Genomic DNA, 24,151 nt, shown 5'->3' with positions numbered 1-24,151 from the left:
TTGCTGAATCGTTTTTTCAACCTTTCGTTGACTCACCTTTCTCGCCATCCGTGAAGCTCAGGGACGCCGAATTGACGCAAAAACGTTCGCCTGTCGGCTGAGGGCCATCGGGGAAGACATGCCCCAGGTGCGCATCGCAATTTCCGCAACGAATTTCAGTACGTTGCATGCCGTGAGAGTAATCGTTGAGATAGCGGATGGCGGTATCACTTACCGGTTCATAAAAACTTGGCCAGCCACATCCAGAATCGTACTTACTTTCGGAGTGGAAAAGTGGCGCATCGCACACTAAACAATGGTAAATCCCGTCACGCTTGTTATGAAGCAAACGCCCGGTGAATGGCGGCTCGGTGCCGTGATTCTGCGTGACGTAGAACTGCATTTCGCTTAAATTTTTTTTGAGTTCTTCGGGGGTAGGTTTGTTCGCCATTTTGCTCACATCTCGCTATGAAAAGTACATCTCAACTCCGATTCTAACAAAACATTAACAATGGCGTATCGACTTTTGTTCTAAACTTATTCGATGCGAAAAAGCGGCTGGTTTATTGTGATGTAATTCACATTTTTATCTGCTGCAACCTTTAAAATTCGCGGCGCCGACCCCATGTGGTTACAAGCTCAAAGGGAGAGTGAGGCATTTCAATCGAGCAAAGCTTGTGCCGATGATTGATTTGTCGCAATGATTGACACGATTCCGCTTGACGCTGCGTAAGGTTTTTGTAATTTTACAGGCAACCTTTTATTCACTAACAAATAGCTGGTGGAATATATGACTATCAAAGTAGGTATCAACGGTTTTGGCCGTATCGGTCGCATTGTTTTCCGTGCTGCTCAGGAACGTTCTGACATCGAGATCGTTGCAATCAACGATCTGTTAGACGCTGACTACATGGCATACATGCTGAAATATGACTCCACTCACGGCCGTTTCAACGGTACCGTTGAAGTGAAAGACGGTCATCTGATCGTTAACGGTAAAAAAATCCGTGTTACCGCTGAGCGTGATCCGGCTAACCTGAAATGGAACGAAGTTGGTGTTGACGTTGTTGCTGAAGCAACTGGCCTGTTCCTGACTGACGAAACCGCTCGCAAACACATCACTGCTGGTGCGAAAAAAGTTGTTCTGACTGGCCCGTCCAAAGACAACACTCCGATGTTTGTTAAAGGCGCTAACTTTGACAAATACGAAGGCCAGGACATCGTTTCTAACGCTTCCTGCACCACTAACTGCCTGGCACCGCTGGCTAAAGTTATCAACGACAACTTCGGTATCATCGAAGGTCTGATGACCACTGTTCACGCGACCACCGCGACTCAGAAAACCGTTGATGGCCCGTCTCACAAAGACTGGCGCGGCGGCCGCGGCGCATCCCAGAACATCATCCCGTCCTCTACCGGTGCTGCTAAAGCTGTAGGTAAAGTACTGCCAGAACTGAATGGCAAACTGACTGGTATGGCGTTCCGCGTTCCGACTCCGAACGTATCCGTTGTTGACCTGACCGTTCGTCTGGAAAAAGCTGCTTCTTACGAAGAAATTAAGAAAGCAATCAAAGCTGCTTCCGAAGGCCCGATGAAAGGCGTTCTGGGTTACACCGAAGACGACGTTGTATCTACCGATTTCAACGGCGAAGTTTGCACTTCTGTGTTCGATGCTAAAGCAGGTATCGCACTGAACGACAACTTCGTGAAACTGGTATCCTGGTACGACAACGAAACCGGCTACTCCAACAAAGTTCTGGACCTGATTGCTCACATCTCCAAATAAGTTGAGATGAAACAGTAATCTGAAAGAGCGACTTCGGTCGCTCTTTTTTTTGTTTGAAAAGAAGGATTGCGTAATGATTAATAAAATTTTTGCACTTCCGGTAATCGAACAACTTACCCCTGTGCTCTCCCGTCGTCAGCTTGATGAGCTGGAAATTATTGTTGTTGATCACCCGGCCGTTAAGGCTTCCGTTGCGCTTCAGGGCGCCCACCTGCTGTCGTGGAAACCGGCGGGAGAAGCGGATGTGCTGTGGCTGAGCAACAATACGCCGTTTAAAAACGGCGTAGCCCTGCGCGGCGGTGTGCCTATCTGCTGGCCGTGGTTTGGCCCGGCGGCTCAGCAGGGACTGCCTTCTCACGGTTTTGCTCGTAACCTACCGTGGGCGCTGAAAGCACATAACGAAGATGACAACGGCGTGGTGCTGACCTTTGAACTGCAAAGCAGCGATGCCTCCCGCCAGTACTGGTCACACGACTTCACCCTGCTCGCTCGTTTCAAACTGGGTAAAACCTGTGAAATCGAGCTGGAAGCACACGGTGATTTCGAAACCACCAGCGCGCTGCACACCTATTTCAACGTGGGCGATATCCATGCGGTAAAAGTGAGCGGCCTTGGCGATCGCTTTATCGATAAAGTGAACGACGCCAAAGAAGGCGTGCTGAGCGACGGCGTACAAACCTTCCCGGACCGTACCGACCGCGTTTATCTGAATCCAGAATCTTGCAGCGTGATCCACGATACGTCGCTGAACCGCAGCATTAACGTGATTCACCACCATAACCCGGACGTTGTGGGCTGGAACCCTGGCCCGGCGCTGTCTGTCAGCATGGGCGACATGCCGGACGATGGCTATAAAACCTTCGTGTGTGTAGAAACCGCGTGCGCCAGCAAAACGCAAAAAGCGTCGGCGGATAAACCGTCCCGTTTGAGCCAGACCATTAAGGTTGTGAAAGGCTAAGTGGTTAGCCCGGCAATTGTGCGGGCTTTTGCCGGGTGGCGCTAGCGCTTACCCGGCCTACAATTGAACGCATATTTGACCGCAATTTTCTGTAGGCCTGATAAGCGAAAGTGCCATCCGGCTTTTTCTTCAGACGACATCAAGCGCCGTTTTATGCCCTGGGGCCGGGAATGCGCTGTCCAGCAATGCCTGTTCTTCTTCGCTTAACGTCAGCGCCAGTGCCGCCGCATTCTCTTCCACATGTTTTACTGTTGCCGCTTTCGGAATGGCCATGATGCCCCGCTGGCGAATTACCCACGCCAGCAGCACCTGCGCGACGGTCGCCTGATGCGCATTCGCAATGGCGCCAACTGTCGGGTTAGCAAACAACCCACTGCGCAAACGACCGGCCTGCGCCAGCGGGCAGTACGCCATTACCGGCATTGAGTGTTGCTGACACCAGGGAAGAAGATCGTATTCAATTCCACGCGAAGCCAGATGATAGAGCACCTGATTCGCCGCGCAGGCCTCCCCACCTTTCACCTGCCACAATTCCTGCATATCGGCGTAATCGAGGTTCGACACGCCCCAGTAGCGGATTTTGCCCTGCGCCACCAGCTTTTCCATTGCCGTCACGGTATCCTGCAAAGAATAATTCCCGCGCCAGTGTAAGAGGTATAGATCAAGATGGTCGGTGCCCAGTCGCCGCAGACTGGCTTCGCAGGCAGCGGTCATATTGCTGCCCCCGGCGTTCCACGGGTACACCTTCGACACCAAAAATACACGGTCGCGAATTCCGCGAATCGCCTCGCCCACCACCTCTTCCGCGCCGCCTTCCGCGTACATCTCCGCCGTATCAATTAGCGTCAGACCGCAATCAACACCCGCCCGCAGCGCCATGGCTTCCTCACGCCGCGCACTGGCGTTTTCCCCCATATACCACGTACCCTGGCCAATCGCGGGTAACCGTTGCCCGGCAAGCGTAACCGTTTTTTCTGCCATAACATCCTCCTTTTGTTACCTCTTACCCTAAAGGAAAACCACATCCCATTATGTTGGTCAATTGCCTGAATTATGACGTCAGTTTCCGGGAAAATGCCAAAAAAAAGCCCGCCAGCGGCGGGCTCGATACAGTGATGCGGGGATCAGAAGGTGTAAGTGACACCGGTTGAGAGCAGACCGGTCCAGCTTTTGTCCACCATCGGGCTGTCGGTGATTTCATCCGACAGACGAGTATAACGAGCAGTTCCGTATACGCTCCAGTTGCCGAGGAAGCGGTAGTTCGCGCTCAGCTCCAGATACGGGTTCCAGCCACCGTCTGCGCTGTAGTCACGCAGGCCGCTTTTACGTGATTCTTTGTGCGACACGCCGTAGTAGTAGTCGTTCATGTTATCGCTGTTCCACTCAACACCGATACCTGGCGTCAGCGTCAGGTTGCCGTTGGTGTAGCGATAAATCCAGCCCAGATCCCAAATCAGACCGTTGCTTTTATCCAGCGTATCACCGGAAAGCGTGGTACGCAGAGAACCGTACTGGGTATGGTGGAACCAGGAGACACCCGCCATCATTGTCGAGTGACGACTGTCGAGGCGACGCAGTTTATGGCTGTCGCTATCGCTCGGTTTGAAATACATCGGCAGCCAGTACGCAGTCAGGGAAAGCTGATCGGTACCGTCGTTCCACAGGTAGTAACCACCGCCCAGGCCTCGGAACCAGAAGTTCTCACTTTCATAGGTCAGAACCGGCACCGGTACAACGTCGTTGCCGTACTGTTTATAGGGATGTTGAATGACACCAACGCCTGCCCCCAGGGTCAGTTTGCTTTCAGCCTGCACGGCAGTTGCAGAAGTAGCCAGCAGCACGCCCAGCGTCAGAAGTTTGATTTTATTCACAATCCTTTATTCCTTTTTCAACTTATCAGCGGCGGAAGTTTACCCGCCAGGTCCGCTTATCACAAATTTTTTACCTGAATGAGCACAATATGGCTCGATATTCTCTCGGAAATCAATGACAGCACGTTTGCAAACACGTGACAGCAGAAAGAAATCCCTTCTCTCCATAAAAAGAATAAATGACCGTATTTTTGGATGAGTTATTGATATGTCATTGAAATTCGTTTTTGACAGCATGCAAGTTTTGCAAATGCCATCTACGCTTATTTTTAGAAGTCGTCATCGCAGGGCATGTTTTCGTGAAGAGTGCAGCAGCCGGGGATTTCGGTTGCAGGACTTGCAGCGAGCGTCGTGCGGCAGACCGCTTCCGGGAGCCTCCACTATTCATACGAACGGCTCTTAACCACCTGTGCTAAAAAAGACGAAAGGACGGCATGCCATGAATATATTCGATCACTATCGCCAGCGTTATGAAGCTGCCAAGGACGAAGAGTTCACACTGCAGGAGTTTCTTACCATTTGTCGGCAAGACCGCAGTGCCTATGCTAATGCGGCAGAACGGCTATTAATGGCTATTGGTGAGCCTGTAATGGTCGACACGGCCCAGGAGCCACGGCTTTCCCGTCTGTTTTCGAACCGCGTCATTGGACGCTATCCGGCGTTTGAGGAATTTTATGGCATGGAGGATGCGATTGAGCAAATCGTCTCCTACCTGAAGCACGCCGCCCAGGGACTGGAAGAGAAGAAACAGATCCTTTATTTACTGGGCCCGGTGGGTGGCGGTAAATCGTCACTGGCGGAACGACTGAAATCCCTGATGCAGCGGGTGCCTATCTACGTGCTGAGCGCCAACGGCGAGCGCAGTCCGGTAAACGATCATCCGCTGTGCCTGTTTAACCCGCAGGAAGACGCGCAGATTCTGGAAAAAGAATACGGCGTGCCTTCACGTTACCTCGGCACCATCATGTCACCGTGGGCGGCAAAACGTCTGCATGAGTTTGGCGGCGACATCACCAAATTCCGCGTGGTCAAAGTGTGGCCATCGATTCTGGAACAGGTGGCGATTGCCAAAACCGAACCGGGCGATGAAAACAACCAGGATATCTCGGCGCTGGTCGGGAAAGTGGATATCCGTAAGCTGGAACACTTCGCGCAGAACGATCCGGATGCCTATGGCTATTCCGGTGCGCTGTGCCGCGCCAACCAGGGCATCATGGAATTCGTCGAGATGTTCAAGGCGCCGATTAAAGTGTTGCACCCGCTGCTGACCGCGACCCAGGAGGGCAACTACAACGGTACCGAGGGCCTCTCCGCCCTGCCGTTCAACGGTATTATCCTCGCGCACTCCAACGAATCGGAGTGGGTCACCTTCCGTAATAACAAAAACAACGAGGCGTTCCTTGACCGTGTGTACATCGTCAAAGTGCCTTATTGCCTGCGCATTTCGGAAGAGATCAAAATTTACGAAAAACTGCTCAACCACAGTGAGCTGGTACATGCGCCTTGCGCGCCTGGCACGCTGGAAACCCTGTCGCGCTTCTCGATTCTTTCACGTTTGAAAGAGCCAGAAAACTCGAGCATTTACTCGAAAATGCGCGTCTACGATGGTGAAAGTTTGAAAGATACCGATCCGAAAGCGAAGTCGTATCAGGAGTATCGCGACTATGCCGGCGTGGACGAAGGGATGAACGGTCTCTCAACCCGTTTCGCCTTTAAAATTCTGTCGCGCGTATTCAACTTCGACCATGCGGAAGTGGCGGCCAACCCGGTTCATCTGTTCTATGTGCTGGAACAGCAGATTGAGCGCGAACAGTTCCCGCAGGAAATGGCGGAACGTTATCTTGAGTTCCTGAAGGGTTATCTGATCCCGAAATACGCCGAGTTCATCGGCAAAGAGATCCAGACGGCCTATCTGGAGTCCTACTCTGAGTATGGCCAGAACATTTTTGACCGCTATGTAACCTATGCGGATTTCTGGATTCAGGATCAGGAGTATCGCGACCCGGATACCGGCCAGTTGTTTGACCGCGAATCCCTGAACGCTGAGCTGGAAAAAATTGAGAAGCCTGCCGGGATCAGTAACCCGAAAGATTTCCGTAATGAAATCGTCAACTTTGTGCTGCGCGCCAGAGCACACAACAACGGGCGCAATCCGAACTGGACCAGCTACGAAAAACTGCGCACGGTGATTGAGAAGAAAATGTTCTCCAACACCGAAGAGCTGCTGCCGGTTATCTCCTTCAACGCCAAAACGTCAACGGACGAGCAGAAAAAACACGACGACTTTGTCGATCGCATGATGGAAAAAGGCTATACCCGTAAACAGGTACGCCTGCTGTGCGAATGGTATCTGCGCGTACGTAAATCGTCATGATGTCATGCCCGGCGGTGCTTACCTGCCGGGCATATCACAGCGTTCCGTAATCCGGATAAGCGCAGCACCATTCGGCATTGATTTACGGCGAAAAGTTGGCAGTACGGGAGGGGAAATATGACCTGGTTTATAGACCGGCGTCTTAACGGTAAAAACAAAAGCGCGGTGAATCGGCAGCGCTTTTTACGCCGTTATAAAGCGCAAATTAAACAGTCGATTTCCGAGGCCATCAATAAGCGTTCGGTTACCGACATAGACAGCGGCGAGTCTGTCTCCATTCCTACGGATGATATTAATGAGCCGATGTTCCATCAGGGACGCGGCGGGCTTCGCCATCGGGTGCATCCCGGTAACGATCACTTTGTGCAAAACGACCGCATCGAGCGCCCGCAAGGGGGCGGCGGTGGCGGCGGAAGCGGTCAGGGTCAGGCCAGCCCTGACGGCGAGGGGCAGGACGAATTCGTCTTTCAGATTTCGAAAGACGAATATCTGGATCTGCTATTCGAAGATTTAGCGCTGCCGAACCTGCGAAAAAACCAGCAGCGACAGCTTACCGAGTATAAAACGCACCGGGCGGGGTTTACCTCAAACGGTGTACCGGCCAACATCAGCGTGGTGCGATCGCTGCAAAACTCACTGGCCCGACGCACTGCCATGACGGCGGGGAAACGGCGCGAATTACATGAACTGGAAACCAGTCTGGAAATCGTCGCCAAAAGCGAACCGGCCCAGTTGCTGGAAGAGGAGCGGCTGCGCAAAGAGATTGCTGAGCTGCGGGCAAAAATCGATCGCGTGCCGTTTATCGACACCTTTGACCTGCGTTACAAAAACTATGAGAAACGGCCTGAGCCCACCAGCCAGGCGGTTATGTTCTGCCTGATGGACGTTTCAGGGTCGATGGATCAGGCCACCAAAGATATGGCTAAACGTTTTTACATTCTGCTCTATCTGTTCCTGAGCCGAACCTATAAAAACGTCGAGGTGGTCTATATTCGCCACCATACGCAGGCGAAAGAAGTGGATGAACATGAGTTCTTCTACTCTCAGGAAACTGGCGGCACGATTGTCTCCAGCGCTCTGAAACTGATGGATGAAGTGGTGACGGAGCGTTATAACCCGGCACAGTGGAATATCTATGCCGCACAGGCGTCGGATGGCGATAACTGGGCGGATGACTCCCCACTGTGTCATGAACTGCTGGCGAAGAAGATTCTGCCGGTAGTCCGTTATTACAGCTATATCGAAATCACCCGCCGGGCACATCAAACCCTGTGGCGAGAGTATGAGCATCTGCAGGCGACGTTTGAGAACTTCGCGATGCAGCATATTCGCGACCAGGAAGATATTTACCCGGTATTCCGCGAGCTGTTCCATAAGCAGGATGCCTGACACTCATCAGCCAGCATTACCTTTTGCTGGCTGATTTCCTCATTTTTGTTATCAGCAAATTCTCAGCACGCTATTCATCGGGGTGATTATCATTAAAAAATGGTATAGCTCACGAAACGTACACTTTTTAATATACCCCTACCCCATAAACGGTTACTTTTAAATTGGTGATGACAAAAGGAGGTATTATGACCAAGAAGATTCTTGTACCGATTGATATTTCAGAAACTGAACTCACCCAGCGCGTGATTGCGCAGGTAGAAGCGCAAGCGAGTCTGGATGATGCGGAAGTCCATTTCCTGACCGTACTCCCTTTGTATCCATACTATGCCACCCTTGGCGCACGCTATGTGGCCGACCTGCCGGTGATGGACGATCTCGAAACCGATGCCATGAAAAAGCTCGATGAGATTGTGAAGCAGTTTTCATTACCTGAAGATCGGGTTTACAAGCACTTCGCGGAAGGCGCGCCAAAGGACAAAATCCTCGAACTGGCGAAAACCATTCCTGCGGATTTGGTTATTATTAGCTCGCATCGTCCTGATTTTACCACTTATCTCCTGGGCTCAACCGCTGCGGCGGTGGTCAGACACGCGGAGTGTTCTGTTCTGGTTATCCGATAATTATCTTTACACTAAGCGGAAAAGGTTATTTCCGCTTAGTGCCCTACCCTGAAAAAAGGCATGCTATAATTCAGCGTCGCCAGTGAAGTTCAGGATATAAACGTGTCACATTTCAGCAGCAAAAAAACAACGTTTGTGATAGTCATCTTATCGACCTGCGTATTCCTCGGACTTTTGTATAAAGAATACAGCAACCTCAATAACTACATGAATTATATCTCCGAGAATGGGCGTTCCGCACTTTTTCACGAGGAGTATATTAATCAGAATCTGGCCTTTCAGTTATCTCGCGCTTTTTCAGCGGATGCCAACATAAAGAAGCACGATACCGGTGCCTGTCAGCAACTGGAGCATCTTAACGGAGTGAATGGGTTTAACCTTGCCAGCCATGATTTTCAGGCGCTACCGGGCACGTTACAAACCACCAACGCCTCCTGTGAGCAGTGGATCAGTGATATCGCTTATCTTCCGCTAATCAATTCACTTCCCGCGCGAAAAACATCAAAGTATACGTTTTCTAACTATTCCGGTTACGCGTTTGATAACATTCGCTATTACATCGACGTGGCTAATTCTTATATCTATATCAATAAACTGGTCGATAGCAATAAGTACACCTTTAATAACTGGCTGGTTGTTCACCATAATTCAATCGATATTAAAAAAAGTGCGCAAACTATCAGCATAGATGACAGCAGCCTGAAAGATCTGGCGATGGGAGAAAACATTATCTCTCATGTTTACCGGGATGGTTACACCCACCATAATATTATTAGCCTGCTAACGCCGGTGTTTAAAGACAGCACGTTTAAAGGCATTATCATCACCGATATAAATATCAGCGACCTGGCAACGTCTTTCTATACCGCCGACAGACCGGTTATCTGGAAGTTTCTGTCGATGCACATCGAAGACAACGCCACCGGGAAAAAAATCAATTTCCACAACCCTGCCTGGCGGGTGCGTACGCTCATTCATCATAAAGAAGCGATCACCCAATACTACTCTCTGCACATCAGCCTGGATATCCTCTATTTTATCATTTCGAATACGTGGCTGATCTTCAGTTATCTCCTGACGACCTATTTGCTCTGCGCTTACGCCAATTACCATCTGACACGCAATGCGCGTCTCTCGCGAGAGAACATCACGGATGTAATGACCGGCCTGTACAACAGAAAACTGCTCTCACCTACCCTGCAGGCAAAAATCGATGAACTGCTTGTTAAAGGCATTGCCGTGAGCGTCATTGCTCTGGACTGCGACGGTCTGAAACGCATTAACGATACCCTTGGCCATCAGGCGGGTGACCGTATGATTCAGGCGCTGGGAAAAGCCATCGATCAGTCGATTCGTAAGAGCGATTACGGCATTCGCCTCGGCGGTGACGAATTTAATATTATCCTCATTGATAATACCCTGGTCGCGGCACAACAGGTGGTGAAACGTATTGAAAACAATCTGGCGGCGATGGATACCGGCTTCCCGGTGAAATTCTCCTGGGGCGGTTATCAAATGCAAGCCGGTGAATCACTGGACAGCGCTTTTGCGAAAGCCGATGGCGCGTTGTATCTGCACAAAAAAGGGAAGCGTTCTCGCTAAAGGTTTAGCACTTGAGTTAGCCGCGAAAAGGTCTACCCTGAAGGCTGTTTTTCGTCGCAAGGAGAAGATATGTCTGAAATCACCGCGCCCCAGGATGTTCACCAGCATCTGTTAGATTTGTTAGCGGAAAACCGCGCACGCTACCGCGTCATGACCCATGAAGCGGTGGGTAAATGCGAAGCCGTTTCTGAAATGCGTGGCACGGCGCTGGGCCAGGGAGCCAAAGCGCTGGTGTGCAAAGTAAAAGGCAACGGTATTAAGCAACATATTCTGGCGGTACTCGCCGCCGATCAACAGGCTGATTTATCGCGTATTGCTGAGCACGTGGGCGGGTTAAAAGCCTCCCTCGCCAGCCCAGCCGAGGTGGAGCAACTCACCGCCTGCGTTTTTGGTGCCATCCCGCCATTCTCGTTTCATCCCTCGCTGCGTCTGATTGCAGACCCATTATTGTTCACGCGGTTTGATGAAATTGCGTTTAATGCCGGCCGTCTGGAAAAATCCGTTATTCTCAATACCGAAGACTATTTACGCATTGCACAGCCAGAACTGGTGGCGTTTCGTCGCGAGCTATAAGAATAAATAATAGGCATAGTGCAAATGCCACAAATATCAATACGAAGAACAAAAAGCCTGCTTATTCACGCGGTTGCGCGTAAAGTAAGCAGGCTTACTTTTTTTGGCAAGGATTTCCTTTCATGTTCGATACCACCCTGCTGATCCTCCTTGGTCTGGCGGCGCTCAGCTTCGTCAGTCATAACACCACCGTAGCCGTCTCCATCCTGGTACTGATTATTGTTCGTGTCACGCCGCTAAATACCTTTTTCCCCTGGATTGAGAAACAGGGGCTGACCATCGGGATTATTATCCTGACCATCGGCGTCATGGCGCCCATTGCCAGCGGGACCCTGCCGCCTTCCACGTTGTTACATTCATTCGTTAACTGGAAATCACTGGTGGCAATAGCGGTTGGCGTGTTTGTTTCGTGGCTTGGCGGACGCGGCGTCGTGCTGATGGGCAGCCAACCACAACTGGTGGCCGGGTTGCTGATTGGCACCGTACTGGGCGTGGCGCTGTTTCGCGGTGTTCCGGTGGGCCCGCTAATTGCCGCCGGGCTGGTTTCCATTCTTATTGGGAAGTCGTGAGGCTCGCCAGATAGCGTCCCGGCGTCTGACCGAGCCCTTTACGGAACATGGTGATAAACGCGGTGGTAGAGTCATATCCCAGCGCCAGCGCCACCTGCTGCACCGCCAGCCCGCGCACCAGCATTTGCAACGCCAGAATCAACTGCAACTGATGCCGCCAGCGGCGAAAATTGAGCCCGGTCTCTTTGACCACCAGCCGCGCCAGGTTACGCTCACTCATGGCAAATCGGCTGGCCCACTGGCTGAGCGTCTGCCACTGCGCGGGCTCCGCCTCCATGGTCTCGACCATCAGGCGAATCTTCGGATGCGGCGATACCGGTAGCTGTAGCTGCTGTTCGGCCTGCTGCGGAAGCTCATCGAACAGGACCTGCGTCAGGCGCTGTTTTTGCTGCGTCTCGCGCGCGTTGCCAGGCCGTTGCGCGAGCGCCAGAATCAATTCGCGCACCAGCGGTGAAATTTTCAAAGAACAGCAGTGATCGGGCATCAATGCCGCGCCGGGCTCGATAAACAGAAAACAGAGCTGCGCCTGCGGCGTTGCACGATTGCTGTGCGGCATCCCGCCGGGGATCCACACCGCAAACTGGGGCGGTACCATCCAGCGCGCATTTTCCACCTCACAGGTGATCGCGCCATGTAACGCCAGAATCAACTGCCCTTTACGATGCTGATGCTGCGGAATGTACTGCTCATCGGGTGCGACCTGAACACTGAACGCCACTGCCGCATCGTGATGACCGTCGGGGTGATAACCATCAAGACCGAGACCCAACATAATTTTGTCCGAATTTAGCGATAATTTGTCATTTTAGCTTGATTTCATCCTGGACTAAACAGGGTATCGTCTTGTTCCCATCGTTTTACTGAGAATGCTATGCGTACTGTTTCACCTTCTGCCGCCCGCCGCACCTGGCTTTTGATTGCGGGCATCTTACTGATCGCCTCGACGCTACGCGTCACCTTTACCGGGGCCGCGCCACTGCTTGACGCTATTCGCGCGGAATATGGCTTAACCACGGCCCAAACCGGTTTGCTGACGACCCTCCCCCTGCTGGCTTTTGGGCTGGTCTCCCCACTGGCTGCGGGGATCGCACAACGCCTCGGCATTGAACGCAGTCTGTTTGTCGCCCTGCTGTTGATTTGCATCGGGATTGCGGTGCGCTCGTTACCGGCAGTCAGCCTGCTGTTCATCGGTACGGCGATCATCGGCTGCGGAATTGCGCTGGGTAACGTCCTGCTGCCAGGGTTAATCAAACGCGATTTTGCAGGCAACGTCGCCCGCATGACCGGCGCGTATTCTGTCACCATGGGTGCCGCCGCCGCGCTGGGCTCCGCCATGGTCGTGCCGCTGGCCCTGAGCGGTTTCGGCTGGCGTGGCGCATTGCTGGGGCTGATGGCCTTTCCACTGCTGGCGTTCCTGCTGTGGTTACCGCAATGGCGCGCGGCAAAGACCGCCACGCTGACCACCTCACGCACGTTGAAAAGTCGGGGGATCTGGCGGTCATCGCTGGCCTGGCAGGTGACACTGTTTTTAGGGATCAACTCGCTGGTTTATTACGTTGTGATAGGCTGGCTCCCCGCCATTTTGATTGGGCAGGGCTACAGTGAAGCGCAGGCCGGGTCGCTGCATGGGCTGTTGCAGCTGGCGACCGCCGCACCGGGGTTTGTGATTCCGCTGATCCTCCATCGGCTCAGAGATCAGCGCGGGATCGCCATCCTCGTCGCATTAATGTGTGCCATCAGTGCAGCGGGCTACTGGCTTTTCCCGGCGCAGGCCGTTGTCTGGACGATAATATTCGGCTTCGGCTCCGGGGCGACGATGATCCTCGGCCTGACCTTTATCGGCCTGCGCGCCAGCTCGGCACATCAGGCCGCCGCGCTTTCGGGCATGGCGCAATCTGTGGGTTACTTGCTGGCCGCCTGTGGGCCGCCGCTGATGGGGAAAATCCACGACGCCAGCGGTGACTGGCATATCCCGCTCTACGCCGTGGCGGTCATTTCACTGGTGATGTCGCTGTTTGGCGCCCTCGCCGGACGCGACCGGGAAATACACTAAGCGTTTAATTTGCCGCTGCGTACAGGAAAGCCTGTACCAGCGGTGCAGGACGCCCTTCCAGCGCATTGCGCTCATGCTGGAAAAGCGTTGCCACAAAGAACGGATGCGTCACCAGTTCAACGGCGCGAATCTCCCCTTCTTCATCCCAGCCGGTCACTCGCAGCGGTTGGTCCTGTAACGCCGCCGCAAATTCCGTAGAGATACCGTAATTACAGTGGTATCCCTCTGTAATGTCATCACGCCCGTACGCGCGCGCAATCAGCGTATTTGTGCGCAGTTCGATAGTGTCCGTTTTTTCCACCAGCGAACAGCTCAGTGGCGCAATCACCATACGGCCTTCGCTGTCGGTTTCAGCGTGAGCCGCATCGTCCCAGCCCATGACGTTACGCGCGTATTCAATCACCGCGTGCTGGAAACCGCCGCAGGTGCCCAGGAATGGCAGGCTGTTTTCGCGCGCGTGGCGAATTGCCAAAAACGCGCCGTCACTGTTCTTATACGGGCTGGCCGGTACCACCCAGATGGCGTCAAACTCCGCTAAATCATCGGTAGAGTGGATATCTGAAGTCGCAAGCCAATGATAGTCCACCGGAATCTCCAGAACCGCCGCCGCGTCATCAATCGCCAGCGGAATCGCCTGATGAGCTGTCACGTCTGGGTTGTAGTCGCCAACCAGAGCAATGCGAAGGGGATTTTTGACAGCTGGGTTTTCCATGAAAGGTCCTTATGCGTAACAATTTTTAAAACAAGATTATGCGTGTCATCCTGGTGGAGTCGCCGTTGAATAGCAATACCCGAAAGGCGGTGTTATTGTGGAAAGTCTATCATCTGGATGAGCGTAAAGGAGGCAGGAGATGATCCAGTGTAAACGCGTTTATGACGCAGCAACACCCGAGGATGGTTATCGCGTGCTCGTCGACCGGCTGTGGCCGCGCGGCATCAAAAAGGAGAATTTAGTCTACGATGACTGGTGTAAAGATCTCACGCCGTCTGCCGAACTGCGTAAGGCGTATCACGGCGAGGTGATCGATTTTGCGACCTTCTGCCAGCACTACCGCGATGAACTGAACCAGCATCGCGAGGAAGGCGTTCGCCTGCAAGGCATCGCCAATACGCAGGGCCTTACGCTACTTTATGCCGCAACCAACACCACCCAAAACCATGCACGGGTGTTAGCTGACTGGTTGAGCAAACTGTAAGACTCTTTAATGCTACGCCTCACGGCGTAGCATTACGCAAAACTGAGCGTTTTTTCTTCTTCAGGCAACATATCCGGCGTGAGTGGCAAAAGATACTCGCTGCGCACAAACGCAAACCCGTGTTGCCCATCCGCTGCTCGCACATCACCGGTAACCAGCCATAACGCGCGCGGCGATTGCGCAGGGACTTGCGTCATCACGCCATTCACCGGATTTAAAATACCTTCTCCCGGCGCGCAAAGCGCAAATAGCTCAACGGCTTTACCAATATTCGCGCGGCCGGCAGTGGTGCGCGCGGCAATGATCAGGGCGGTGCTGCCCGGTTTATGCAAAAACATGCTCTCTTTCTACTCGCGTTCTTTGATTAAGAATTATCCTAAGCGGAGTTTACTCAAGAGCCGCGATATTGTCACTGTTTCTGCGGATGATCTCGCCGCCAGAGTGTCCATTCATCCACACGCTCGCCGCCCGGTAGCTGGCAGAGATTGCTCTCCCCCTGCGCGCTCTTCTGCGCTATCAGTTTGCCGCCCTTTTCCACGCAGTACACCGATGCCGGATTAGCCATGCCCACCTGTTTTGGCGGCGGTGGCGCATCGGGTTGTTGTTGTGCGCACCCAGCAAGAAGTAATGCGGCACCAATCAGATACTGTTTCGACATGCTTTTTCCTTTTAGATGAGGTTTCACTTTAAACTCCATGATTTCTCCATTTTAACTGCACTTTTGCCCAATAAAGTACACCTCGTTCTCGAACTGACCAGAGAACAGATCATTCCATAATCAATGAGTTTTTGCCCCATCTCCCCCGATGGGGCTTTTTTTGTCTTCTAAGCCTTAAAATCCCGCGCCATAATGTATAAAATTTGATATATCCAGGCAGTATTCGTAATACTTAGCCAGAAAATTCTTACCAACGTACGGCCGATTTTTTTGCTGTACGGGAGCTTTTTTCATGTCTGACAACATTCTTGCCCGGATATCGCACACCCTTGCTACGGAACAATCACTGGAGTGCATGGTTCGCCAGTTGCTTGAAATGCTAGAGCTGGTCACCAATATGGAGTCAACGTATCTGACTAAAATCGATACGAAAGCCGAGCTACAACATATTGTTTATGCACGCAACAGTGGTGAAATGACCATTCCAGAAAACGCTTCCGTTCCCTGGGAAGAGTCGTTGTGCAAACGGGCAATGGATGAGAATTTTTTCTTCTGTAATGACGTTAACGTTCACTGGGCTGATTGCGAGCGTGCGCGCGAACTTGGTATCACTACGTTTCTCAGTACCCCGGTGCATCTGGCCGACGGGTCGCTGTATGGAACGCTGTGGGCTTCCAGTAAGCGGACCATGCCGTTTAGCCTAAACGGTGAGCAGGTGCTGCAGTTGTTTGCCAGTATTATTGCACGTTACATTGAGAAAGAGTCGCTGGTAAATCAGTTGCGCGCGGCAAATGCGGCGCTGATATACCATTCCTACACGGATGCTTTGACAGGATTGCCTAATCGCCGGGCGATATTTGAAAACCTGGAGACGATGTTCTCCCATGCCCAAAAAATGGGTTGCCATATTACGCTTGCCTATATCGACCTTGATGACTTTAAGGCCATTAATGACCACTACGGCCATCATTGTGGCGATCTGTTTTTACGGCAAGTTGGGCAACGGTTGTTAGCCTTCAAAACGGAAGACTGTCTCGTCGGGCGTCTGGGAGGCGATGAATTTCTGGTTGCGATACTCTGTGCTCCATATAACAAACAAACGCAGTTTATCCATTCATTGCGTGAGCAGCTAAGTGGTGATTATTTGTTAGCGGAAACAATCCTCCATTATCCCGGAACCAGCATCGGCTTGATTGATATTGATCCCACTACAACGGACATTGAAAGTGCCCTGCGTAGCGCCGACAGTGCAATGTATCTGGATAAACAAATGCGCCGTCAGATACAATCTCCATGGCACATCGTTTAAGATTCACCCTACACAACATGAATAAGTAACATCAGGATAAAATAATGAGGCTAGGTATCGCTTTCCCCATCGTCATCTTTATTGTGGCGGTCATTTTTCTGGGCTGGTTCTTCATTGGCGGCTATGCGCTGCCGGAAGGTGCAAAATGAGAAAAACAACCATTATTATGTTGATTGTGGCGGTTGTTGCCGTCGCCGGGACACAATTAGGCTGGTGGTAAACCGCACAAGGGCCGGTTTACCGGCCTGATTCCTGATGCGTACTTCTTTTCATCCGATACATATCCGCATCTGCCTGCTGAATTGCGCTATCCAGATTATCCGCTCCTGAAGACATTCCCCATGATACGGATAATGGCACCGCTTCACCCTCTACCGTGAAGGTATACTGCGCGACCTGCGTCGCAATCCGTTCAGCAATAAAACGTGCATCTTCCTTACTGGCGCTGGCCAGTAGAATGACAAACTCGTCGCCACCAGTACGGATCACCAGATCGTGGATAGCGCGGACGTTATCCAGCATACATTGCGCGATAATCTTCAGCGCGCGGTCTCCCACGCTATGCCCCCAGGCATCATTGATCGCTTTAAATTTATTGCAATCAAACAGAAGAACAGTGGTGTAACGTAATTCATGCTTCTGAATCAGTTCCAGAATATTGCGCGTATAACTGCCGGTGAGTGCATCAGAATAGAAGCGATTATCCCCTTTATTTAGCCTGCGGCGAATAACAAAGAAAAGTAACAAAAAGAGCAACGGTGCCAGCAGAACGGCAGTTGAGGCCATTGGGTCATTTAAGATGTATAAATAAAGCGGCAGCGCATAACGGAACTCGTAACGTTCGGAGAGATCGTAAACCTGATAAACCGTCGGCCAGTTACAGTTATCCGTTAAGCAAAGATGGCTACCATCCTGACGGTTAACAAATTTCAGCATCAGCTCAGAAGGGATGTTATTTTTGAACGACTCGCGCAAGGCACGCTGTAACTCGGGCTTTGAAAAGTCGTATAATAAATAACCGACGATATGATTACTCACCTGTCCGGCAGAAAGATCGTAGATATAACTCACCAGACTATAGGCTTTTTCACCGGTTATTTTATCCGTATAAAAATTAGTCGAACTCCGCGCTTTTTTACGAGAATCTTTAAGTAATAAACGATCATAAAACGATTCAGGAATCTGGAAAAAGGCGGCAGGATTGCGCGCCATTTGTGACGAATCAAAGGAGAAACGAACGGAATCTTTACTGGTAAACCAATAAAACCAGTGCGCGTCATGCGCCACTATATAACGATGAGTATCGTAATGCCCAGGATTCAACGTATTCATTCTGGCACGCACAAACTCCCCTGCGGCAAACATACAGCGCGCTTCTTCACTTTGCGTTCTGGAGATGAGCGTGCCGTAGCCCGGATTGAGAACCGACCTGTCAGCATTAATGCCCCATTCGTTATGATTACGCGGACGAAAATCGCTCAAATTACCGCACTGGTTATTACTTTTTAGCTGTTGATAACGCACACCCGCGGCATCGGCAATTAATTCATTATCATTAAAGATGGCCAGCATATTGCTTTCCAGCGCATTAATGCCGTCATTGACCTGAGTAATGGCACGTTGATACATAAAAAAGAGATACAGGAAAATTAACAGGCCAGTGATCCCTGCGGCCACAAGCAACGCCTGCTTCTTTCGTAAACTGTCCTGAACACGTCTCACATGCGCACCATCATAAAAGTCATTCTTTTAAACGTAACACACTTTGTGTTTTTAGCTTGTTCAGAAAGAACCTATCAGAAAAATAGGCTTTTCATACCTTAAATGTGCGGTTATTAACAAATTAATGTACAACTGGCTAATTTATGCGCATGAGAATTAGGCGCAAAGACGCAGGAAACCGTAAAGAATGCGGAGTAATCTTATCTACTAATGCATGGGCTTTTATAACAATCGTCTCGGCTGAATCGCATAGACTATTTACAGCGACAGCGTGTTACTGGAGACACTTATAATGAAAAAATTGCTCGCACTCTCTTTATTAATTGTATTGAGCAGCACACTCAGCGGATGCATCATCGACCACGATCATCATCATCATGGCGGTCATCATCACTCGCACCATCGTTGATGGCAGGGAAAATTCAGGCGAGCCGTGCTCGCCTGATCAATTTAGCTGTGGCTCTCTTTGGGGCCCAGGAAAATAAAACCAAATGGAATTGACCCCAGCACGGTGAAAATGCAGCTGTAGACCATAACCATCGCGCCCTGCAAAAAGAACATGCCCGTTGTCCACTCTGAATAAGGCAGGTTGTACTCACGTACCACACCGCCAAACGTTGCCCGACCCACGACAAACAACGCGATCACAAAGATTGTGCAGGCACACAGCAGAAATTTTTTGCCGTTCCTTGTCCGCAATTTTTCCAGCACCATACTCAACGCCCCCCTTCATGGCGATATATTATACTGTAGTTGTAACATTTATGTGCCAATAAATGAATGTTTTTGTGAATCCATAGTGATCTACCCCTTTTAAAGTAGCATTTAAAATGCACTTTTTGATAAATTTCGGCCTGCACTTCGTGCTCTAATAACCCGTAACAAAACAGGGGGAAACATGTTACGGATTCCGCAAAGTTGTGTTCATACGCGTTCCACGCCGTTCTGGAACAAAGAGACGGCACCCGCCGGTATTTTCCAGCGTCATCTCGATAAAGGTACGCGCCAGGGGGTCTATCCTCGCCTGTCGGTGCATAAAGGGGCGGTGAAATACCTTGGCTATGCTGATGAGACGATTGAACAGCCTGAAGCCGAGTTACTGATCCAAGCGGGTCACTTTGGCGTGTTCCCACCTGAAAAATGGCATCTGATAGAACTGATGACCGAGGATACTGTTTTTCAAATTGATTTTTTCGTGGAAGCTGATGTTTTGAGATCCCTTTAAGCTCACAAGGCGACTAAGTAAGGAGCCAATTATGCTGCGTATTCCTGAAAATTTTGTTCATTCCCGTTCTACACCGTTCTGGAATAAAGACACCGCGCCAAAAGCGCTGTTCACTCACCACAACACCAAAGCGCATGTTTATGGCCGCCTCTCGGTGATGCAGGGCGCGGTGCGCTACTTTGGTTTTCCTGACGCCGAGGCCACTGAGCCCGACGTCGATATCGTCATCGAGGCCGGTTCCTTCGGTATTTCGCCGCCGCAAAAATGGCACCGAATCGAGCTTCTGACTGACGACACTTATTTCAATATCGACTTCTTTGCCGACCCGGATGTCAAACTTGAAGGCGCAGGCCTGGGCAAAGTGGTCAATTCGCATAAGGAGTAAACATCATGGGTAAAGCAACCTATACGGTGACCGTCACGAATAACAGCAACGGCATTTCGGTAGATTATGAGACCGATAAACCGATGGAATTGCTGATACCTGATGTTGCTGCCGATGTGGTTAAAGATCTGATTAATACCGTGCGTGCATACGATACCGAGAATGAACACGAAGTGTGTGGCTGGTAACGTATCCGGCGGGAGAGAAAGCGGGAGCCAACGGGCTCCCGTTTTTAATTACTTCAGCGCAATACGCGCCACGCTATCCGGGCCTTTAGTGGTGCTGTCATCATTGAAGTCTTGCTTCAGGGTGACATACAGCGTTTGACCGTCCGGCGTCAGCAGCAGGCTGTTCGGGCGGGCGTCAAATGACCAGCTTTTCTTCACCGCATAGGTGGTGGCATCCAGTTGCAACACTTTCTTCGATTCACGCTGGCTGATAAAGATCTCATTGCGTTTCGCGTCAAACTTGATGCCCAGCGCATCGCCTTCCAGACGTTTAATCACGCATCCGGTGCGCTCATCAAACACCAGCGTGGTTTTCGCCTTCGAGTCATCGGTCACGAACAGACGCCCCGTTTGTGGGTCTGTCGCCATGTTCAGGAACAGGTAGCTTTTGCCATCCCCTGCGGTCAGGCGTTTTTCAATACGGTAGTTTTTCGGGTTAATCACCAGAATTTCACCGCCGCCGTTGGCCGCGTAAATACGATCGGTGGTAGGCGAGTAGATAATCCCGGTCACCCATTTCCCGGCATTTTTGATGCGGGTTTTCAGGGTCATGGTTTTTGCATCCACCACCCAAATCAGACCAGGGTCTGCCACGCCGCCGATAAACAACAGTCCGTCATGCCACAGGATTTCACGCGCACCAACCGGGTCGCCATCCGGACCTTTTTCGCTAAATTTCACCCGTTGCAGAATCTTGCCGGTTTTGGCATCCACTTTCGATACCGCACCATCAAGGGAGTTGGTGGTGTAGAAGATGCTTCCATCCGGCTCGCTCGCCATGCCAAAGTTTTTATAATCGGTATGCGTTTCACCGGTAGTGGCAAGGGTTGCCGGGTCCAGACGATACAACACGCCACCGTTAATATCTTTAAAACCCTGTGCGCTGGCGACATAAAGCGCCTTTTCCGTCGGCGCGTAATTCATCTCATAGAGTCCATTCGCTAATACGCGCTGAGTAACATCACTGCTGGCGGCAGGCGGCTGCGTTTTGGATTCTACCGGCAGTTTCTTCGCCGCCGGAGACTGACATGCTGAAAGCCCCAGCGCAGCAGCAATCGCAAAAGCCATCGTAACGTGACGGCGCGTAAGCACTAATTTCATTCTGTACTCCATTCGATGGATAAAGGTTCCCGTGACGGCAACCATTAGAGAATGAGAATCATACTTATTATCGCCATTTTGGCAAACGGTCCCTGCTCTACTGTCATATCGCCTCACCCGCTCTTTGCGGCGGTTAACCACCTTTCTCTTCGCACAACGCCCGCCCCAGGCCTGTTGGCGAAAAACCCTTACAACACTGTGATAATTAATGAATTTACATTAACTTACAATTTAGATGAGATCATTTCTCAATCCGATAAGGCAAATGATTATCATTGCCATTCGCCCATTTGGGCGGTGGTCACAGTGGCAGATTTTTCTATAACAAACACAACATATGAGAACGTACAATGGGTTGTTTTAACAGGGTTCCCCGTTCCGCACAGAGATCTTCAGCAACGGCATCACGCTTTCTTTTTTCAAGCCTGGCGGCGATGATTCATCTCGCCCTCGCCTCTGGCTCAGCAGTCGCTGCGGAAAATACCGATACGCAGGATGTCATGGTGGTTGATGGTGCAGCGACGGATGCGGCGGACGGGATACAGGATGAGCACGACTACAGTGTAAAAACGACGCGTGCTGGCACCAAAATGCTGCTCACACCACGCGATGTGCCGCAGTCGGTAAGTATCATTACCGAACAACGCATGCAGGATCAAAACCTCGAAACCATCGGCGATGTGCTGGCGAATACCACGGGGATCTCCGCCAATATTTTTGACAGCGAACGCTCCAGCTATTTTTCCCGTGGTTTTTACATCAACAACTATACCTTCGATGACATTCCCACCTCCGTTAGTGATGAATGGAATTTTGGTGACACGGGTGACGACACCGCTATTTATGATCGAATTGAAGTGGTGCGTGGCGCGACCGGGTTGATGACCGGCGCAGGCAACCCGGCGGCCTCGGTCAATATGGTGCGCAAACGCGCCGACAGCCGTGAATTCACGGGCAACGTCGGTGTCACTTATGGCAGCTGGAACAAACAGCGCTATGTTGCCGATCTCTCAGCCCCGCTGAACGACACAGGCTCCGTGCGTGGCAGAATTATCGCCGGATATCAGGATCAGGACAGCTGGCTTGACCGTTATCATAAACGCAAAAAATTCTTCTACGGCGTTGTGGATGCTGACATCACTGACAACACGACAGTTTCGCTGGGATATGATTATCAGCAAAGCACCACCCGTAATCCGACCTGGGGCGGGCTGCCAACCTGGTACAGTAATGGCGTAAAAACCCATTACGATCGTAGCACTAACCCCTCAGCAGATTGGGCGCACTACTATCTTGAGTCACGCAAAGTTTTCGCCGACCTGACCCACGAGTTTGATAATGGCTGGAGCCTGCGCATGAATGGCACACATGCGGAAGCCTCGTTTGATTCGAAACTGCTCTACTCCTTCGGCTTCCCGGATCGCTCCACCGGGGAAGGCCTGTCGGGTTATGGCAGTCTCGATCGCGGCAAGCGGAAACTCGATTCCGTGGATACCTACACCACCGGGCCCTTCACGCTGCTGGGGCGTCAGCACGAGCTGGTGGCGGGTATGAGCTACAGCCGACAGACCAACCGCTATTACAGCGCCGGAGCGGATATTGATACAGCAGATATTGGCGTGTTTGATAACAACTGGAACGGTAGCCTCGCAGAGCCCGCGTGGAGCGACTGGACGCTAACATCCGATGACATCGTGCGGCAAAAATCTGCTTACACGGCGGCGCGTTTCTCGCTGGCTGACCCGCTCTCTTTAATTGTAGGCGCGCGCTACACACAGTGGAGCACCCACGGCTCCAGCGGGGATATGAGCAAAAACAACATCACGCCGTATGCCGGGCTGGTCTATGACATCAATGATATCTGGTCGGCGTATGCCAGCTATACCTCCATCTTCCAGCCGCAGACTTACCGTGACCAGAAAGGCAGTTACCTCTCGCCGGTCACCGGAAAAAGTTATGAAACCGGCCTGAAATCCGCCTGGCTGGACGGTCGGGTAACAGCGACGGTTGCCGTGTTCCGTATTGAGCAGGACAACGTGGGCCAGGCCGATGGCGATAATCACGTCAATGGTAGCAGCGAGCAGGCTTACTACGCGGCAAAAGGCGCCGTCAGCAAGGGCGCGGAGTTTGAGCTGAACGGTGCGGTGACCGATAACCTGCAAATGACCTTTGGCGCCACACGCTACGTGGCACGCGATTCCACTGGGCGCTTCAACAGTAATATGCCTCAGACGCAGTTTAAGCTCTTTAGCCGTTACCAGTTACCGATGCAGCGCGACCTTACCGTGGGCGGCGGCCTCACCTGGCAGAATCGAACATATCAGGATGCCAGTGGACCGGATGGCGTAACCACCCGCGTCCATCAGGGCAGTTATCCACTGGCGAATCTGTTTGCTCGCTACCAGGTCACGAAACAGCTGGCGGTGCAGGCGAATATCGAAAACCTCTTTGACCGGGAATACTATTCCTGGGTCAGTGATTACGTGGTGTATGGTGAACCGCGTAACTATTCGGTAAACGTCTCCTGGGCATTCTGACCGACGCACGCAGA

26 protein-coding genes are annotated in these 24,151 nt (G+C 51.6%); 16 read left to right on the top strand and 10 right to left on the bottom strand.

What is annotated here, in order from left to right:
• Positions 1-16: 16 nt before the first annotated feature.
• Positions 17-430 carry a peptide-methionine (R)-S-oxide reductase MsrB gene (gene msrB / locus F0Q32_RS22165; protein WP_015964795.1) on the bottom strand — a complete coding sequence of 138 codons (414 nt, stop codon included), beginning with the start codon at positions 428-430 and terminating at the stop codon, positions 17-19.
• A 339-nt stretch (positions 431-769) separates the two neighbouring features.
• Between msrB and gapA the strand changes: the two genes are divergently transcribed.
• Together gapA and F0Q32_RS22155 are read left to right on the top strand one after the other, a co-directional pair.
• Positions 770-1,765, top strand: a complete 996-nt coding sequence (gene gapA, locus F0Q32_RS22160; RefSeq protein WP_149464751.1) for a glyceraldehyde-3-phosphate dehydrogenase — start codon at positions 770-772, stop codon at positions 1,763-1,765.
• A 73-nt stretch (positions 1,766-1,838) separates the two neighbouring features.
• Entirely contained in the window at positions 1,839-2,723 is an 885-nt protein-coding gene (locus F0Q32_RS22155; protein ID WP_149464750.1) for a D-hexose-6-phosphate mutarotase, read from the top strand.
• A gap of 129 nt (positions 2,724-2,852) precedes the next feature.
• Here the strand turns inward: F0Q32_RS22155 and F0Q32_RS22150 are convergent, their stop codons facing one another.
• Positions 2,853-3,704 (bottom strand): aldo/keto reductase, encoded by an 852-nt coding sequence (locus F0Q32_RS22150; protein ID WP_149464749.1) that lies wholly within the window; start codon positions 3,702-3,704, stop codon positions 2,853-2,855.
• Positions 3,705-3,847: 143 nt separating this feature from the next.
• Entirely contained in the window at positions 3,848-4,594 is a 747-nt protein-coding gene (locus F0Q32_RS22145; RefSeq protein ID WP_149464748.1) for a MipA/OmpV family protein, read from the bottom strand.
• A 439-nt stretch (positions 4,595-5,033) separates the two neighbouring features.
• Here F0Q32_RS22145 and yeaG point away from each other — a divergent pair, with 439 nt between their 5' ends.
• The 6 genes from yeaG to F0Q32_RS22115 all read left to right on the top strand — a co-directional run bounded on the left by yeaG (position 5,034) and on the right by F0Q32_RS22115 (position 11,724).
• Positions 5,034-6,968 carry a protein kinase YeaG gene (gene yeaG / locus F0Q32_RS22140; protein WP_015964800.1) on the top strand — a complete coding sequence of 645 codons (1,935 nt, stop codon included), beginning with the start codon at positions 5,034-5,036 and terminating at the stop codon, positions 6,966-6,968.
• A 117-nt stretch (positions 6,969-7,085) separates the two neighbouring features.
• Positions 7,086-8,357 (top strand): YeaH/YhbH family protein, encoded by a 1,272-nt coding sequence (locus F0Q32_RS22135; RefSeq protein WP_149464747.1) that lies wholly within the window; start codon positions 7,086-7,088, stop codon positions 8,355-8,357.
• A gap of 188 nt (positions 8,358-8,545) precedes the next feature.
• Entirely contained in the window at positions 8,546-8,980 is a 435-nt protein-coding gene (uspF, locus tag F0Q32_RS22130; RefSeq protein ID WP_149464746.1) for a universal stress protein UspF, read from the top strand.
• A 102-nt stretch (positions 8,981-9,082) separates the two neighbouring features.
• Positions 9,083-10,582 (top strand): diguanylate cyclase DgcJ, encoded by a 1,500-nt coding sequence (dgcJ, locus tag F0Q32_RS22125; protein WP_149464745.1) that lies wholly within the window; start codon positions 9,083-9,085, stop codon positions 10,580-10,582.
• Positions 10,583-10,651: 69 nt separating this feature from the next.
• Positions 10,652-11,155 carry a YbaK/prolyl-tRNA synthetase associated domain-containing protein gene (locus tag F0Q32_RS22120; protein WP_188016903.1) on the top strand — a complete coding sequence of 168 codons (504 nt, stop codon included), beginning with the start codon at positions 10,652-10,654 and terminating at the stop codon, positions 11,153-11,155.
• Between the two features lie 122 nt (positions 11,156-11,277).
• Positions 11,278-11,724, top strand: coding sequence for a DUF441 domain-containing protein (locus F0Q32_RS22115; protein ID WP_015964805.1), 447 nt, complete (start codon positions 11,278-11,280; stop codon positions 11,722-11,724).
• On the opposite strand, the gene F0Q32_RS22110 is transcribed toward F0Q32_RS22115, so the two are convergent.
• Positions 11,708-12,496, bottom strand: coding sequence for a helix-turn-helix domain-containing protein (locus tag F0Q32_RS22110; protein ID WP_149464744.1), 789 nt, complete (start codon positions 12,494-12,496; stop codon positions 11,708-11,710). The two genes, F0Q32_RS22115 and F0Q32_RS22110, sit on opposite strands and share 17 nt — an antisense overlap.
• 99 nt (positions 12,497-12,595) lie before the next feature.
• On the opposite strand from F0Q32_RS22110, the gene F0Q32_RS22105 reads away from it, so the two are divergent.
• Complete coding sequence (locus tag F0Q32_RS22105) at positions 12,596-13,777, top strand: CynX/NimT family MFS transporter (protein ID WP_149464743.1); 1,182 nt, start codon at positions 12,596-12,598, stop codon at positions 13,775-13,777.
• 4 nt (positions 13,778-13,781) lie between these two features.
• Here the strand turns inward: F0Q32_RS22105 and F0Q32_RS22100 are convergent, their stop codons facing one another.
• On the bottom strand, positions 13,782-14,489 hold the full coding sequence (locus F0Q32_RS22100) for a CTP synthase (RefSeq protein WP_149464742.1): 708 nt from the start codon (positions 14,487-14,489) through the stop codon (positions 13,782-13,784).
• A gap of 139 nt (positions 14,490-14,628) precedes the next feature.
• On the opposite strand from F0Q32_RS22100, the gene F0Q32_RS22095 reads away from it, so the two are divergent.
• Positions 14,629-14,973 carry a DUF488 domain-containing protein gene (locus F0Q32_RS22095; RefSeq protein ID WP_149464741.1) on the top strand — a complete coding sequence of 115 codons (345 nt, stop codon included), beginning with the start codon at positions 14,629-14,631 and terminating at the stop codon, positions 14,971-14,973.
• A gap of 32 nt (positions 14,974-15,005) precedes the next feature.
• Here F0Q32_RS22095 and F0Q32_RS22090 read toward each other — a convergent pair whose 3' ends face one another.
• Complete coding sequence (locus F0Q32_RS22090) at positions 15,006-15,311, bottom strand: hypothetical protein (protein ID WP_149464740.1); 306 nt, start codon at positions 15,309-15,311, stop codon at positions 15,006-15,008.
• Positions 15,312-15,382: 71 nt separating this feature from the next.
• Positions 15,383-15,631: a DUF333 domain-containing protein gene (locus tag F0Q32_RS22085; protein WP_041686470.1), complete on the bottom strand. Its 249-nt coding sequence runs from the start codon at positions 15,629-15,631 to the stop codon at positions 15,383-15,385.
• Positions 15,632-15,923: 292 nt separating this feature from the next.
• Here F0Q32_RS22085 and F0Q32_RS22080 point away from each other — a divergent pair, with 292 nt between their 5' ends.
• Together F0Q32_RS22080 and F0Q32_RS22075 are read left to right on the top strand one after the other, a co-directional pair.
• Positions 15,924-16,940 (top strand): sensor domain-containing diguanylate cyclase, encoded by a 1,017-nt coding sequence (locus tag F0Q32_RS22080; RefSeq protein ID WP_149464739.1) that lies wholly within the window; start codon positions 15,924-15,926, stop codon positions 16,938-16,940.
• Between the two features lie 44 nt (positions 16,941-16,984).
• Entirely contained in the window at positions 16,985-17,089 is a 105-nt protein-coding gene (locus F0Q32_RS22075) for a YoaK family small membrane protein (protein ID WP_149464738.1), read from the top strand.
• Between the two features lie 88 nt (positions 17,090-17,177).
• Here the strand turns inward: F0Q32_RS22075 and F0Q32_RS22065 are convergent, their stop codons facing one another.
• Positions 17,178-18,662, bottom strand: a complete 1,485-nt coding sequence (locus tag F0Q32_RS22065) for a GGDEF domain-containing protein (protein WP_188016902.1) — start codon at positions 18,660-18,662, stop codon at positions 17,178-17,180.
• Positions 18,663-19,112: 450 nt separating this feature from the next.
• On the bottom strand, positions 19,113-19,376 hold the full coding sequence (locus F0Q32_RS22060) for a DUF2534 family protein (RefSeq protein ID WP_015964815.1): 264 nt from the start codon (positions 19,374-19,376) through the stop codon (positions 19,113-19,115).
• Between the two features lie 184 nt (positions 19,377-19,560).
• Here F0Q32_RS22060 and F0Q32_RS22055 point away from each other — a divergent pair, with 184 nt between their 5' ends.
• Genes F0Q32_RS22055 through F0Q32_RS22045 form a run of 3 tightly spaced genes read left to right on the top strand, consistent with a single transcriptional unit; the run spans position 19,561 to position 20,460 of the window.
• Complete coding sequence (locus F0Q32_RS22055) at positions 19,561-19,887, top strand: DUF1971 domain-containing protein (RefSeq protein WP_149464737.1); 327 nt, start codon at positions 19,561-19,563, stop codon at positions 19,885-19,887.
• Positions 19,888-19,918: 31 nt separating this feature from the next.
• Positions 19,919-20,272 (top strand): DUF1971 domain-containing protein, encoded by a 354-nt coding sequence (locus tag F0Q32_RS22050; protein WP_108475696.1) that lies wholly within the window; start codon positions 19,919-19,921, stop codon positions 20,270-20,272.
• Between the two features lie 5 nt (positions 20,273-20,277).
• Positions 20,278-20,460 (top strand): DUF1869 domain-containing protein, encoded by a 183-nt coding sequence (locus F0Q32_RS22045; protein WP_015964818.1) that lies wholly within the window; start codon positions 20,278-20,280, stop codon positions 20,458-20,460.
• A 48-nt stretch (positions 20,461-20,508) separates the two neighbouring features.
• Here the strand turns inward: F0Q32_RS22045 and F0Q32_RS22040 are convergent, their stop codons facing one another.
• Positions 20,509-21,600, bottom strand: a complete 1,092-nt coding sequence (locus tag F0Q32_RS22040) for a YncE family protein (RefSeq protein WP_149464736.1) — start codon at positions 21,598-21,600, stop codon at positions 20,509-20,511.
• A 350-nt stretch (positions 21,601-21,950) separates the two neighbouring features.
• On the opposite strand from F0Q32_RS22040, the gene fhuE reads away from it, so the two are divergent.
• Entirely contained in the window at positions 21,951-24,137 is a 2,187-nt protein-coding gene (gene fhuE, locus F0Q32_RS22035; RefSeq protein ID WP_149464735.1) for a ferric-rhodotorulic acid/ferric-coprogen receptor FhuE, read from the top strand.
• Positions 24,138-24,151 lie beyond the last annotated feature (14 nt).

This window comes from Pseudocitrobacter sp. 73 (assembly GCF_008369545.1).
In the GTDB taxonomy this organism is placed as follows: domain Bacteria; phylum Pseudomonadota; class Gammaproteobacteria; order Enterobacterales; family Enterobacteriaceae; genus Pseudocitrobacter; species Pseudocitrobacter vendiensis.
The sequence above is the reverse complement of the archived record's forward strand: the minus strand, read 5'-3'. Positions and strand labels throughout refer to the sequence as shown.